13 protein-coding genes are annotated in these 13,022 nt (G+C 73.4%); 4 read left to right on the forward strand and 9 right to left on the reverse strand.

Annotation, left to right across the window (positions count from 1 at the left end; translation table 11 throughout):
• Positions 1-1,144: MFS transporter (locus NBZ83_RS22735; RefSeq protein WP_261575750.1), on the forward strand; the 1,144-nt coding region annotated here is incomplete at its 5' end.
• Here the strand turns inward: NBZ83_RS22735 and NBZ83_RS22740 are convergent.
• Positions 1,104-1,475 carry a winged helix-turn-helix transcriptional regulator gene (locus NBZ83_RS22740; RefSeq protein ID WP_261570471.1) on the reverse strand — a complete coding sequence of 124 codons (372 nt, stop codon included), beginning with the start codon at positions 1,473-1,475 and terminating at the stop codon, positions 1,104-1,106. The genes NBZ83_RS22735 and NBZ83_RS22740 overlap by 41 nt on opposite strands.
• Positions 1,476-1,559: 84 nt before the next feature.
• On the opposite strand from NBZ83_RS22740, the gene NBZ83_RS22745 reads away from it, so the two are divergent.
• Positions 1,560-2,264: a nitroreductase family protein gene (locus tag NBZ83_RS22745; protein ID WP_261570470.1), complete on the forward strand. Its 705-nt coding sequence runs from the start codon at positions 1,560-1,562 to the stop codon at positions 2,262-2,264.
• 4 nt (positions 2,265-2,268) lie between these two features.
• Here NBZ83_RS22745 and NBZ83_RS22750 read toward each other — a convergent pair whose 3' ends face one another.
• Positions 2,269-3,882: an MFS transporter gene (locus tag NBZ83_RS22750; RefSeq protein WP_261575751.1), complete on the reverse strand. Its 1,614-nt coding sequence runs from the start codon at positions 3,880-3,882 to the stop codon at positions 2,269-2,271.
• 111 nt (positions 3,883-3,993) lie between these two features.
• On the opposite strand from NBZ83_RS22750, the gene NBZ83_RS22755 reads away from it, so the two are divergent.
• Together NBZ83_RS22755 and NBZ83_RS22760 are read left to right on the forward strand one after the other, a co-directional pair.
• Positions 3,994-4,602: a TetR/AcrR family transcriptional regulator gene (locus tag NBZ83_RS22755; protein ID WP_261570468.1), complete on the forward strand. Its 609-nt coding sequence runs from the start codon at positions 3,994-3,996 to the stop codon at positions 4,600-4,602.
• 199 nt (positions 4,603-4,801) lie between these two features.
• Positions 4,802-5,545, forward strand: coding sequence for a DUF4184 family protein (locus NBZ83_RS22760; RefSeq protein ID WP_261570467.1), 744 nt, complete (start codon positions 4,802-4,804; stop codon positions 5,543-5,545).
• Positions 5,546-6,127: 582 nt separating this feature from the next.
• Here NBZ83_RS22760 and NBZ83_RS22765 read toward each other — a convergent pair.
• The 7 genes from NBZ83_RS22765 to NBZ83_RS22795 form a co-directional block, all read right to left on the reverse strand.
• Positions 6,128-6,508, reverse strand: coding sequence for a hypothetical protein (locus NBZ83_RS22765; RefSeq protein ID WP_261575752.1), 381 nt, complete (start codon positions 6,506-6,508; stop codon positions 6,128-6,130).
• Complete coding sequence (locus NBZ83_RS22770) at positions 6,505-7,008, reverse strand: hypothetical protein (protein ID WP_261570465.1); 504 nt, start codon at positions 7,006-7,008, stop codon at positions 6,505-6,507. The genes NBZ83_RS22765 and NBZ83_RS22770 overlap by 4 nt, the downstream gene beginning before the upstream one ends.
• A 4-nt stretch (positions 7,009-7,012) precedes the next feature.
• Positions 7,013-9,097 carry a PEP/pyruvate-binding domain-containing protein gene (locus NBZ83_RS22775; RefSeq protein ID WP_261575753.1) on the reverse strand — a complete coding sequence of 695 codons (2,085 nt, stop codon included), beginning with the start codon at positions 9,095-9,097 and terminating at the stop codon, positions 7,013-7,015.
• A gap of 58 nt (positions 9,098-9,155) precedes the next feature.
• Entirely contained in the window at positions 9,156-9,911 is a 756-nt protein-coding gene (locus NBZ83_RS22780) for a phosphatase PAP2 family protein (protein ID WP_261570463.1), read from the reverse strand.
• Between the two features lie 116 nt (positions 9,912-10,027).
• A complete protein-coding gene (locus NBZ83_RS22785; protein ID WP_261575754.1) occupies positions 10,028-11,062 on the reverse strand; it encodes a pentapeptide repeat-containing protein in 1,035 nt (344 codons plus the stop codon).
• Between the two features lie 52 nt (positions 11,063-11,114).
• Positions 11,115-11,861 (reverse strand): SDR family NAD(P)-dependent oxidoreductase, encoded by a 747-nt coding sequence (locus tag NBZ83_RS22790; protein ID WP_261570461.1) that lies wholly within the window; start codon positions 11,859-11,861, stop codon positions 11,115-11,117.
• Between the two features lie 100 nt (positions 11,862-11,961).
• On the reverse strand, positions 11,962-12,969 hold the full coding sequence (locus NBZ83_RS22795) for a bile acid:sodium symporter (protein ID WP_261575755.1): 1,008 nt from the start codon (positions 12,967-12,969) through the stop codon (positions 11,962-11,964).
• Positions 12,970-13,022: the final 53 nt, after the last annotated feature.

Here is a 13,022-nt window from a genome sequence, read left to right on the forward strand (position 1 = left end):
GGCGGCGGGGGCGCTGGTGGCGGTGCCGCTCGGACCGTGGGTCGAGTTCCGCCGCAAGCGGCCGGTGATGGTGGCGATGGACCTGACCCGGTTCGTCGCGGTGCTGAGCGTCCCCGCCGCGTTCGCGTTCGGGTGGCTCACCTTCGCCCAGCTCCTCGTGGTGTCGGTGACGGTCGCCGCGGCCGACATCGCCTTCACGGCTGCCAGTGGCGCCTACGTGAAAGCGCACCTGCGGGGCGAGGACCTGCTCGTCGCGAATGGCCGGCTCGAATCCACGACCTGGACCGCCACCATCGTCGGGCCGCCACTCGGCGGGGCCGCGATCGGGCTGTTCGGACCGGTGACGACCGTGCTGGCCGACGCGGTCAGTTACCTGCTCTCGGCAGCGGGAATCCGCGCGATCGGCGGAAGCGAGCCACACTCCGCGTCGGCCGACGTGCCGAGGGCACGTGTTCGCGATCTCGCCGAGGGCTGGCGGTACATCCTGAGCCACCCGGCGCTGCGGTCACTGTTCGTCAACACGATTCTGGTCAACGGGTTGATCATGGCGACGTCTCCGCTGGTCGCCATCCTCATGCTCGGCCGCCTCGGCTTCGAGCCGTGGCAGTACGGCCTGGCGTTCGGCGTGCCCTGCGTGGGCGGGCTCGTCGGCTCCCGCCTGGCCCGGCCCCTCGTCGCACGCCACGGAGCACATCGGGTCCTGCTCGTCGCCGGCGCACTGCGGGCGTGCTGGTCGCTCGGGTTGGCCTTCATCCGGCCCGGCACGGCCGGGATCGTGCTCGTCATCGCCGTCCAACTCGGCCTGGTCGCCTGCATGGGCGTGTTCAATCCCGTGTTCGCCACCTACCGGCTCGAGCACACCGATGCCGCGCGGGTCGCCCGGACGCTGTCGGCCTGGTCGGTCACCAGCAAGGCCAGCATCGCCGCCCTGACGGCGCTCTGGGGCCTGCTGGCCAGCATCACCAGCCTGCGGATCGCGATCGCGGCCGCTGGTCTGCTCATCCTGGCCACACCCTTGGCGCTGCCGCGACGCGACCTCACCGCGCAACCCAGGCCCGGCCTGGTCGTCCCGGTCCTCCCGGAGGCCGGCCGTGGCGGAAGGTTCAGTCCGCCGCCGCGGCGCGGGCGCGTTCGATCTCGTTGATGTGGGTCTCGGTCCAGCGACGCAGGGCGGTGATCGGCTCGGCGAGGCTGCGGCCGAGAGGGGTCAGGGCGTAGTCGACCCGTGGAGGGATGGTGGGGTGCATCGTGCGGGTGACGAACCCGTCGGATTCCAGCGCGCGCAGCGTCTGGGTGAGCATCTTCTGCGAGATGCCCTCGATGCGGCGGGCGAGCTCGGTGTAGCGCATCGTGGCGTTGCTCAGCAGCGCGTCGACGATCAGCACCGTCCACTTGCCGGCGATGTGGTCGAGGACCTGGCGGGTCGGGCACTTCGCGCAGAAGGCGTCCGCGGGCAGCCCCGAGGACTCGACCATGGTGCGATCATCCATGCGGGAGAGAGTAGCGCACCATTTAGTGCCTTCTTCCGAATGGAGAGCCACTCCCCGACAGTGAGTGCCATGACGCAGCTCCTGCCACCCGGACCCGCAGCCGGTCTCGTGCTCTCCACCGGGCAGACCCTGTCGGTCGCGGACGCGATCCGGAACCGTCGCACGGTCCGGCACTACCGGCCCGACCCGATCCCGGCCGCCACGCTCGACGCCCTGCTCGCCCTGGCCATCGAGGCGCCCACGTCCTGGAACCTGCAGGACCGCTCGATCGTCGTCGTCAGCGACGAGGCGGGCCGGGAAGGGCTGGTCCGCGCCACCGGCGGGCAGCCGCAGCCGGCCGAGGCCCCGGTCGTCCTCGTCTTCGTCGCGCAACCGCAGGCCTGGCGCGCCGACCGGGCCGACATCTACGACCAGGCCCGGCGGGCCGGCGCCTGGTCGGACGACTTCATCGCCATGTTCGCGGCCGCCTCCGACGACTTCCAACATGATCTGGAACGGCGCGACCTGCTGCGCGAGTACGCGATCAAGGATGCGATGATCGCCGCGACCTACGTGCTGCTCGCCGCCACCGAGCTGGGTCTGGCCAGCTCGCCGATGAACGGCTGGAACGAGGCCGCGGTGAAGGAGACCATCGGCATCGCCGACCGCGACGACCTCGCCATCGCCCTGCTGGTCGCCGTCGGTTATCCCGCGGAGGAACGCCGCCACCCCGGCCGGCGTCCCGTCGAGCACAACGTCTTCCACCAGCGTTATCGGCGCGCCGACGGGACGTGAAGCTTCAGTTCCCCTCGAAGGCCGCGGCCGCATCGGCCGCATCGGCCCCATGGGCCGCCTCGGCCTCGGTGGCCGGCGCCGGACGTCCGGTGCGCAGCAGGAGGGCCACGGCGACCGCGGCCACCGCGGTGGCGACCGCACCGCCGAGGAAGGCGACGTGCATGCCGTCGACGAAGGCCGTCCGTGCGTGGCTGGCGGCCGGCTCACCGAGGTGGGCGGCGACCCCCAGCGAGGAGCGGGCCTTCTCGGCGAGGGCCGACGGGACGGCGGCGGGCAGGGCCAGGTGGTTGCGGTAGGTGGCGCTGAGCAGGCTGCCGAGGACGGCGATGCCCAGGGCCCCGCCGAGCTCGCGGGACAGGTCGTTGACGGCGGAACCGACGCCCTGCAACGCCGGCGGCAGGCTGTCGGTGATGGCGGTGGTCGCCGGGGTCATCGCCAGGCCCATCCCGAGGCCGAGCGGATACAGCCCGGCCAGCAGCAGCCAGTACGGGCTGTCCTGGCCGATCCGGGACAGCACCACCATCCCGGCGGTGATCAGGGCCAGCCCGGCGACGCAGCAGGCGCGGGCGCCCACGGCGGCGACGACCTTCGGGGCGAGGCGGGCGGCGGGCACCAGCCCGGCCGTCATCGGCAGCACGCTGACCGCGGCGACCAGCGCGCTGTCCCCGCGGACGAGCTGCAGGTACTGCATGATCACGAAGATCATCCCGAAGAAGGCGAAGAACTGCAGCAGGATCGAGACGGTGCCCGCGGCGAACGCCGGCCGGGTGAACAGCCGCGGGTCCAGCAGTGGGGCGCGGGTGTGCAGTTCCCAGGCGACGAATCCGGCCAGCAGCGCCACCCCGGCGCCGAGCCCGGTCAGGGTGGCGGCGCCGAGCCAGCCGTGCTCGGGCGCCTCGATGATCGAGTAGACGAGCGCGCCGAGGCCCGCGACCGAGATCGCGGCGCCGACGACGTCGAGACGGGGGCCGTGCGGGTCGGCGGAGTCGGGCACGAACCGCCAGGTCCCGAACGCGGCGGCGGCGGCGAGGATGACGCCGAGCACGAACACCGAGCGCCACGACCACGCTTCCAGCAGCAGGCCCGAGGTGAGCACCCCGACGACGGCGCTGGCCCCGGCCACCGCCGCCCACACGCCGACCGCGGCCGCCCGGCGTTCCCGCGGGAACGTTCCGGTGATCGTCGACAGGGTCGCCGGCATCACCAGCGCCGCGCCGAGCCCGAGCACGCAGCGCAGGCCGATCAGCGCCGTCGCGCTGCTCGTGAACGGCGCCGCCGCCGAGCCGGCCCCGAAGATCAGCAGTCCGATCAGCAGGGCGCGCCGCCGCCCGAACCGGTCGCCCAGCGCACCCGCCGGCAGCAGCAGTGCGGCGAAGACCAGGCTGTAGGCGTCGATGATCCAGGACAGTCGGGTCTGCGAGGCGTGCGTGTCGGCGGCGATCGAGGGCAGGGCGACGTTCAGCGACGACATCGCCGAGATGACCGTCGCCAGCGCCACGCAGGTGACGACGAGCACCCGGGTGTGGTTGACGGGCGGCCCCGCCGCTGCCCCCGGCCCGCCGGGAGCGGGATGCGCGGTCGGTTCCTTCGGCGCGGTGCCTGCTACCGATGTGGTCATGTCGGCTCCTCCAGCTCGGTGTGCTGGTGGAACTGTGGAGGCGGCGTCCGTAGTTGTTCAACCGTGATGAATTCTTCGCCGCGGCGCGGGCGGCGGCCCGGCAGTCCCGACGTGCGGGCTCAGATCCTCGCCGTGGCCCGGGACCGGTTCCACCGCGAGGGCTACGACGGCGTCACGATGCGCTCGCTCGCCGCGGACGTGGGCGTCGACGCGGCGCTGATCAGCTACTACTTCGGATCGAAGCGCGGCCTGTTCGCCGCCGTCCTGGAAATCTCCGTCCACCCGGCGGACATCCTGGCCAAGCTGCTCGAAGGCGACCTGGAGACCCTGCCCCAGCGGGCGGTCCGCACCCTGGTGACGGTCTGGGACCAGCCGGAGATGGGGATGCCGCTGCTGTCCGCGGTCCGCGCGGCGGTCGCCGATCCGGAACTCGCGGCGCTCATCCGCCGTGGCCTGCACCGTGAGCTGATCGACCAGCTGGCCGACCGGATCGGCGGCGCCGACGCCCACCACCGCGCGGGCACGTTCGTCGGCCAGATCGGCGGCCTGGTGTTCACCCGTTACGTCCTGGCCGTCGAACCGCTCGCCTCCATGACCGTTGATGAAATAGTCCGCACCCTCGGCCCGGCCCTGCGCACCACCCTGTTCGGCCCCGTTGCCATCCCCGCCCGCCGTCCGCACGCTGCCGCCGGCCCTGCCCGCGGGCCGGCGCCCAGGTAGTTAAGGCGCCCAGGCAGAAGACGAAAGCCTGCCGCCGCCCAGGCGGTGTCGGAAACCGGTACCGGAGGGTGTCGAAGATTGGTAGTGGCGGGTGCGGGCGCACAGAGCCCGTTGCCTCGCAGTGGTTGCCGTGATCGAACCCGTTGTTCTTTCCTGCAGCATAATTCGGGGCAGCACGGTGGTTCGGGGGAGGAAACGGGTGCCTTTCACGTTGAGTCATCCGGCGGCGGTGCTGCCGCTGCGGCGGCTCGGCCTGCCGATGAGTGCGATGGTGGCCGGGTCGATGGTTCCGGACGTGCCGGTGTTCCTCGAGTGGCCGGCGCTGTACCGGCTCACCCACAGCCTGCTCGGCGTCGTGACGGTCGGTCCGGTGCTGGCGCTGGCCGCGTTGGCGATGTGGTTCAACCTGACGCGCGATGCCGTGGTAGATCTGGCGCCGGATCCGGTCCGGCTGCGGCTGGCCCCCCGGGCGCGGCTCACGGGACGCCAGTGGCTGCTGGCGCCGGTGGCCGCGAGCGTGGGGGCCCTGACCCATGTGGTCTGGGACGACTTCACCCATGAACACCGGTGGGGCGTCCGACAGGTGGCCTGGCTGAGCGCCCAGCACGGCGCCCTGCCCGGCTACAAGTGGCTCCAGTACGGCATGAGCGCGGCCGGGCTGGTCGTCGTCGCGGCGGCGATCGTCGCCCACCTGCGGGCGTTGCCACGCGGACCGCGGCGGCCACGTCGGTACCCGTCGGGGTCGGTGGCTCTTCCGGCGCTGGTGATCCTCGCCGGAGGTGTCGGCGCTGCCGTGGGTTTGGCGAACATGTCACACGGGCTGCATGCCGTCACCTTCCACGGCGTCGTCGCCGGTGTGGAGGCGCTGGTGGCCGGTCTGCTCCTGGTCGCCGCCGGGTGGCAGACGGCGATGCGCAGGCCGACGGCCGAGGAACCCGGGTGACGATGCCGACCGGCGGACGGCCGCAGGCCGAAGCACAGCCCGCCCCGACCTCGACCCCGACCAAGGTGTTCCGCGGAGCCGCGCCACGGTCGTCACGCCAGCGCCGCTGGGCGGGCACACGGTTCGGCTGCGGTTCGGCTGACGCTGACGCTGTGAGCTGTCCTCGTGTGCCGCCGGGGCCGGGCCCCGTCACGGTCGCTGCTGCCGCGTCTGCACGGTTCTTTCCCGATCCGGTCCGGGGGTCGGGTCGGATCGGATCGGCGATGACGTTCCGTGGCCGGTGAGCGGGCCGGGAGCGGGGGCGTGCGTGGGAACGGTGCCACCTGGTCCTTCTGTAGGGACAAACCGGATGCCGAACCCACCAGAGCGACCAGGTAGGCGCTCTCCCACGCATCCACCCCGAACACCCCACCGCCGCCACCACGCTCCGCGATCGCCGCCACGGCCCGCGGCCCGCTACCACCACGACCGCTACCACCACGACCACTACCACCACGACCACTACCACGACCACGACCACGACCACGTGACACGGTCATTTGGATTCCGCGGAACCGGAACCAGCCCCGGACGGGCCCTCCTTCAGGCGGCGCCGGAGTACATGCTGACGACGTTGCCCTTGACGTGGTTGACGACGAGGTCCTCGATGCAGCCGCGCAGGCGGCGGCGGGTGTCGTCGGGCAGGGAGGGGCGCAGCACGGCACGGTAGGTTCGCTCGCCCGCCGGAGCCGGCTCGTCCTCGCCGGTCCAGCCGATCGTGGCGATGCACGTCTGCCACAGGGCCGTCGCCGCGAAGGCGTCACCGTGGTGGAAATCGTTGTCCTTGATTGAGAACAGGACGGTCGTCTGCGCCTCGGCGCCGACGCCGCCGTGGTATTCGGTTGCCTCCTGCAGCAGGTGCACTCCGCCGAGGACGACCGCGACGGCGACGACGAACACGAGCAGCGGGCGCAGCGCCTTCATCGCGGGCTGGTCGGCTGGCGCAGCAGGCGCAGCGGATCGGCCGAGTCGTCGAGCAGGCCACCCGGCGGCGGGCCGAGCCTCGCCATCGTCGCGGCGACCCCGGGGTCGGCGACGCTGCCGGCGGTCGCGCGGGCCAGCCGCTCGACCACCCAGGCCAGGCCCGACAGCAGCAGCCCGGCGCCCATGAGGATCGGGATGAACACCGGTGCGGACGAACCGTCGGGGCGCAGCCAGTCGAACACCGCCGTGCGCTGCGGCGGGGCCTCCCGCAGCCGGGCCTCGATGCGCCGGCGCCGCTCGGGGCTCGCCTGCGCGGTGGCGGCGAGCCGGCCGATGCGCTGCCACAGCGTCACCCCGACCAGCATGACCTCGACGGCGATGAAGATGACCCCGCTGGTCAGCGCCCGGTTCCACTCCCACCGGTACAGGTAGACGAAGAAGTAGGCTCCCGAGCCGATCAGCGTGATCGCGGCGATCCCGGGAACGACGAATCTCCTCATGCGCTCAGACCCCGCTCTCGGCGGGCTCGGCGCCGGCCTCGATGTCGCCGGCTTCGGTGTCGCCGGCTTCGACGCGTTCCACCTCGCCGACGCTGCCGTCCACGATCACCTCGTCGCCGTCGGCGAACGTCGTCGTGGCGTCGGCGACGCCGATCACGGCGGGGACACCGTACTCGCGGGCGAGGATCGCGAGGTGGCTCAACGGGCTGCCGGTCGTCGACACCAGGCCCGCCAGCTCCGGCAGCGCGCTGGCCAGCGCCGGATCGAGCGTGTCGACGACGAGGACCCGGCCGGCGGCGTCGGACGGGTCGTGGGTGACCGTGCCGCGGGCCCGCCCGGGGCTGACCCCCTGGGTGGCGCCGGCGTTGCGGCCCGCCGCGACGATGCGCCCGTCGGCCGACAGCCGGAACGCGGCGGGCAGGGCCGCACCGCGGGCGGCGGCCGCCTGCACCGGGACGGACGCGGCGAGGTCGTGTGAGATCGTCAGCTCCCGCAGCCGGGCGAGCGTCAGGTGCCGCACGTCGGCGGGATGGTGCAGCTGGCCGTGGCGGGCGAGGCGCCGGCCGAGCTCCATCGCCGCCTGCGCGGTCAGCTCGTGCAGCCAGCGAGCCCGCAGCCGGACCGCCTCGCGGGCCACCGCGACCGGGTCGTCGCCTTCGCCGGTGGGCAGGCGCACGTAGGCGGGGGTCGGCGGCAGGGCACCCGGGCCACCGACGGCCGGCGGGATCAGCGCCAGGCTCTCGGGATGACGCGCGACGATCTCCGCGTCGGTCATCCCGTCCTCCCTGGCGCGGGAGACGGCGGCGAGCGCCACGGCGGCGCCGGTCGTCGAGGTCGCCCGGGCGTCGAGGAAGAACCCGGCGAGCACCTCGTGGGCGTGCACCCCGCGCAGCGTCGTGCGCGCGTTGGTGAGCAGCAGGTGAAGCTGGTGGTCGGTGAGTGTGGCGGGGTCCGGCACCGCACGCAGGTCGGCGTCGACCTCTTCGACGAGGTCGCCGACGATCGCGGGGAAGGCGCCGCGCAGCCGGCCGAGCCGCCAGGCCGCGCGCAGCCGGCGCATCCCCGGCCGCGGGTCCAGCGGCATCCACCACCGCCGCCGCGGCTTGATCACGCCCAGGGCCTCCAGGTCGACGGCGACCCGGCCCTCGACGTCGATGACGAACCGGCGGCGCAGATGCCCCCGGCCCGTCGCCCCGGACAGCCGCAGCGCCTCACGCAGCCCGTCCTCCAACGGCGGCACCCACAGGTCCAGTTCGAGGTGGGCCAGCGGCTCGGGGAACGTCTCGGCCACCGGGCCGGGGCCGAAGACCCGGCCGTGCGCGACGGGCACGGCCGCCGTGATCGGCCGGCTCTGCAGCAGCCGCAGCGTGCCGTCCGGCTCGATGAGCCATTCCATGTCCTGCGGGGCGCCGAAGACCCGCGCGGTGCGCCGGGCGAGGCGGGCGAGCTGGCCGCGCTGGCGGGCGTGCACCGCCGCGGGGACCGTCCCGTCGACGGACTTCAACCGCCCGCGCCGGGTCAGCAGCAGCGAGGTACCGGTGACCTGACCGCTGACGATCAGCTCGGGCAGCCCGTCGGTCATCGACACCAGGATGCGGGAGCGGCTGCCGGTCAGCGGGTCGAGGCCGAACATCACCCCGCCGACGCGGGCCTGCGCCATCGGCTGGACCAGTACGGCGATCGGGGCGTCGGTCGGGCCGACGCCGGTCGCCGAGGCGACGACCTTGCCGACCGCCTCGGCGAAGGCGTCCCAGCCGGTGACGTGCAGCACGGACAGGTACTGGCCGGCCATCGACGACGACGCCGAGTCCTCTGCCACGGATGACGAGCGCACCGCCAGCGGCCGGCGCCCATCGTCGCTGAGCTCCTGCCACCGATCGTGGATCGCGTCGCCGCGGGCCGGCTCGGCCCCACTGGGCCGACCGGTCGCCGTGGTGGTGACGACGAAGCCGGGGATCACCGGCAGCCCGGCGCGGGCGGCGACGGCGAGGTTGGCGGCCTTCGCGCCGACGAGGGCGGTGTCGCTCGCCGCCGGCTCGTCCAACCGGACGACCAGCGGCCCGGGGGCGATCGCGTCATCCCTTGGCATCGATCCCCCCACACCGCACCGGTCCCTTAGCGGACGAGGCTACCCAGATGGGCGGGGCTCAGCGGGGTGAGGCGAGATTCCCCTCACCGCGCCGGCAGGCGAGCCGGTCGTGGGCGCGGTGGAAGACGCGGTCGACTCCGGCGAGCAGCAGCACGGCGAAGATCGTGCCGGCCACGACGTCGGTCGGCCAGTGCACGCCGAGATACACCCGGGTCGACCCGATCGCGGTGACGACCACGCACGAGACGGCGATGCTCGCCCGCCAGGCCCGCCGTGACGACGTGTACAGCGAGATCACGATCGGAACCATGCCCCACAGCGCCGCGGCGGCCATCACGTGGCCGCAGGGGAAGGACGGGCCGACCCCGGCGACCATCCGGTCGATGTTCGGCCGCGGCCGGTCGACCAGCGCCTTCGCGGTGAACTCGACCAGTGGCCGCAGGGCCGTGACGGCGAGGACGGTGGCGCCGACCGTCCGGCACCGGGCCCAGGCGACCAGCCCGAGCAGCGGGCCGAGGGTGTAGACGACCCGGGAGCTGCCGAGGAACGACACCCGCCGGACGATCCAGTCCAGCGTGCCGGTGCGATGGGCGATGACCCAGGACTCGATCGGGGAGTCGAGGTGGCCGACGACGAACCCGTTCGCCCAGTGCACGGTCACGGCCATCACGGCCAGGATCGTGGCGAGGACGGCCAGGCGGCGCCGGCCCGGGACGAGCACCGGGGCGGCCGAGGTCGGAACGTGCCGCCGGCCCTCCAGGAAGGCTGAGGGCGACAGGCGGGGGGACGTGAGGACTTCAGTCGTGACAGTCATTAGCACAAGAGCGTATAGGCCCGTCCTCCGGGGCGGCCGGCACCGGGTTACCTACCCGACTCACCGCACGCGCCGGTGCGCCGTGGGTTACAGGTCATAACCGTACGTTTTTTGAACTATCCGGCGAATTGGTCCCAGGAGCCCGGCCGGTGGAGGTCCACGGGCAGACGCGTCCGCTTGTTGCCCAGCGCGCGGTTGACCTGTTCCTGGGTGAGCCCCTCGACTCCGGTGAGATCCGCGCCCTGCAGCGCGGTACCGGTGAGGATGGCACCGTCCAACCGCACGCGGACGAAGGTGTACCGGTCCGGCCAGGCGGTCAGCTTCGCCCCGCCCAGCCGGGCGCCGCTGAGATCGGCGCCGGACAGCCTGGCCCCGGCCAGGTTCGCCACGAGCAGCGCGGCCCGGCTGAGGTCGGCGCGGGCGAGCATCGTCCCGGTGAGGTTCGCACCCTCCAGCCGGGCGCCGGTGAGGTCGGCGTCGGCCAGCCACACCCCGGCCAGGTTCGCGTAGTCGAGGCGGAGCCCGGCCAGGCTCGCGGGCCCGGTCAGGTCGGCTCCGTTGAGGTCGGCGCGGTCGACGCCGCGGCGCTCGGGCAGGCGGGCGAGGACCTGGACGGCGGCCCGCAGATCGGCGGCGAACCGCACCGCGGTGACGCCGTCGTCCTGCCCACCCCGCCCGGCGTCGGGGCCGGCATCGGTGCCCGCGTCGGCGGGCGGCGTGGGGACGCGCAGGGCCGGGTCGGCGCTGCGCCTGCGGATGAACGCGGACAGGACCGCCACGACGGTCCGCTGGTCCGCCGGGGAGTCGGTGGCGATGCGTTCGAGGGCGAAGATGCCGCCGAGGCGGATCGTCTCGTCGTCCGCGCCGAGCTGCGTGACGGCCAGGCTGTAGAGCTCGCGGACGTGGGTGTTCTCGTTCGACCGGCGGGTCTCGGCGAGGGCGACCAGGCCGCCGACGACCGCGACCATCGCCGCGGCGGCGGTGAGCAGCCCCGACTGCAGCGAGGCCCGGGCGTCGGCCTGATCCGCCGGCCGGTACACCGCGGGCGGCACCAGCCACACCGCGATCAGCGCGCCGGCCGCCCCAGTCGTGGCGACAGCCACCCCGACCCACAACCAGCGCCGCCCGGAATGCCCCCCACCGACCGCCATGGCAGAAGTTGTATGCCATGGCCCGTCCGCCGGGCACCGCGGACCGGTGCGGTCAGTCCCACATGAGTCCGCCGTCGATGAGCAGGGAGTGGCCGGTGATGAACCCGGCCTCGTCGGAGAGCAGGTAGGCGACGGACCCGGCGACCTCCTCCGGGGTGCCGATGCGCCCCATTGGGACGAGGGAGGCCCATTCCGCCTGCTGCTCGGGGCCGTAGCCGGCGAGCCCCTCGGTGAGGATCGTGCCGGGGCAGACGGCGTTGACGCGGATGTTGCGCCGGGCGTACTGCAGCGCCGCGTTCTTCGTCAGGCCGACGACGCCGTGCTTGGCGGCGGTGTACCCGGCCATCGACGGGGCGTTCTTCACCCCGGCGTTGGAGGCCATGTTCACGATCCGGCCGTGCCCGGCGTCGACCATGTGGCCGAGCTCGGCGCGCAGGCAGAGGAACACACCCCGCAGGTCCACCCCGAGGACCCGGTCCCAGTCCTCGATCGGCAGCAGGTGCAGGTCCGTCGGCGCGTGGGCGACGCCCGCGTTGTTCACCGCCATGTCCAGGCCGCCGAGCACCGACACGGCGGTGTCGAACAGCTCGGTGACGCTGGCGGGGTCGGCGACGTTCGCCGCCACGAAGCTCGCCTTCCCGCCCTGGTCGGCGATGCGCGCGACGGTCTCCTGACCGCCCTTCTCGTCGATGTCGGAGACCACGACCTGGGCGCCGTCGGCCGCCAGCCGCAGCGAGACCGCGCGGCCCAGACCCGAACCCGCACCGGTGACGACGACTCCCGCTCCATCGAATGACATGACGACTCCCTCGTGACCGTCCCCCGTGAACGTTGTTGTCCTGCACATTCATCCTGCTCGTAAAGGGCGTACCTACCCGTTCGTGCCATCGTCTGTCTGCTCACATCGCCGGCCAGTCGGGCAGCAGGCGGGGAACCGCCCGGACGTAGACGATCATGCCGACGACCTCGACGAGGGTCTGGGTGACGACGACGGCGGCGGCGATCGCGAACCGGTCGGGCAGCGACAGGGCCAGCGGCAGCACGACGAGCGAGTTGCGGGTGGCCCCGCTGAACACCACCGCCCGGGCGGCGGGGACGTCGAGGCGGAACAGCCGGGCGACGCCGAGCCCGGCGAACGCCATGACGACGAGGAAGGCCACATACGCGGGCACGACGGCCGTCACCTCGGCGAGGTCGTCGTCGATCTTCGGGGTCTGCGACGCGACCACCGTGCCCAGGACGACGACCATGAGCGGCACCATCGCCGTCCCGGCCGCCCCGGCGAACGCCGCGCCCGCGGCCCGGCGCGCGGCCCACGCCTGCACCGTCCAGGCCAGCGCGAGCGGGACGACGATCAGGCCGCCGAACGCCGCGAGGAACGGGCCGATCTCGACGACGTCGGCGAGCCCCGGGCCGAGGAAGGCCAGCAGGAACACCGGCAGCAGCAGCATCTGGGCGGCCAGCAGCACGGGCGTGGCGGCCAGCAGCGCGCCGGCGCGGGCGCCTGCGAGCCCGCTGAACACGATCACATAGTCGACGCACGGGCACAGCAGTACCAGCAGCACGCCGAGCCGCACGGCCCGCTCGTCGGGCAGGAACGGCACCATCGCGGCGACGACGCCCGGGACGACGACGAAGTTGACGGTGAGCACCGCGGCGAGGAACCGTCCCGCCCGCAGCGACCGCACCAGCTCGGCCGCCGGCACCTGCAGGAACGTCACGAACAGCAACGCCCCGAGCGCCGGGTTGATCGCACGTTCCAACCCCGGCCCGGCGCCGGGCAGCGCCAGGCCCGCGACCGCCCCGGCGGCGATGGCCCCCAGGTAGATCGGCACCTGCCACCGCTCCAGCGTCGCGGCGATCCGCTCCCGCACCGGTCCCCTCTCCGTCAGGTGCGCCGTCCCCACGCCGTTGTACTGGTCGCGGGTTTCAGGTGAGGTCGTCGACGGGGGTCGGCGGG

It is taken from the genome of Frankia gtarii, assembly GCF_025403375.1.
GTDB lineage: Bacteria > Actinomycetota > Actinomycetes > Frankiales > Frankiaceae > Frankia > Frankia gtarii.

Coding starts and splice junctions, on each gene's coding strand:
- NBZ83_RS22770 (WP_261570465.1), bottom strand. CDS start 7,008: ATGAGGAGATTCGTCGTTCCCGGGATCGCCGCGATCACGCTGATCGGC.
- NBZ83_RS22740 (WP_261570471.1), bottom strand. CDS start 1,475: ATGGTCGAGTCCTCGGGGCTGCCCGCGGACGCCTTCTGCGCGAAGTGC.
- NBZ83_RS22775 (WP_261575753.1), bottom strand. CDS start 9,097: ATGCCAAGGGATGACGCGATCGCCCCCGGGCCGCTGGTCGTCCGGTTG.
- NBZ83_RS22750 (WP_261575751.1), bottom strand. CDS start 3,882: ATGACCACATCGGTAGCAGGCACCGCGCCGAAGGAACCGACCGCGCAT.
- NBZ83_RS22780 (WP_261570463.1), bottom strand. CDS start 9,911: ATGACTGTCACGACTGAAGTCCTCACGTCCCCCCGCCTGTCGCCCTCA.
- NBZ83_RS22765 (WP_261575752.1), bottom strand. CDS start 6,508: ATGAAGGCGCTGCGCCCGCTGCTCGTGTTCGTCGTCGCCGTCGCGGTC.
- NBZ83_RS22790 (WP_261570461.1), bottom strand. CDS start 11,861: ATGTCATTCGATGGAGCGGGAGTCGTCGTCACCGGTGCGGGTTCGGGT.
- NBZ83_RS22745 (WP_261570470.1), top strand. CDS start 1,560: ATGACGCAGCTCCTGCCACCCGGACCCGCAGCCGGTCTCGTGCTCTCC.
- NBZ83_RS22785 (WP_261575754.1), bottom strand. CDS start 11,062: ATGGCGGTCGGTGGGGGGCATTCCGGGCGGCGCTGGTTGTGGGTCGGG.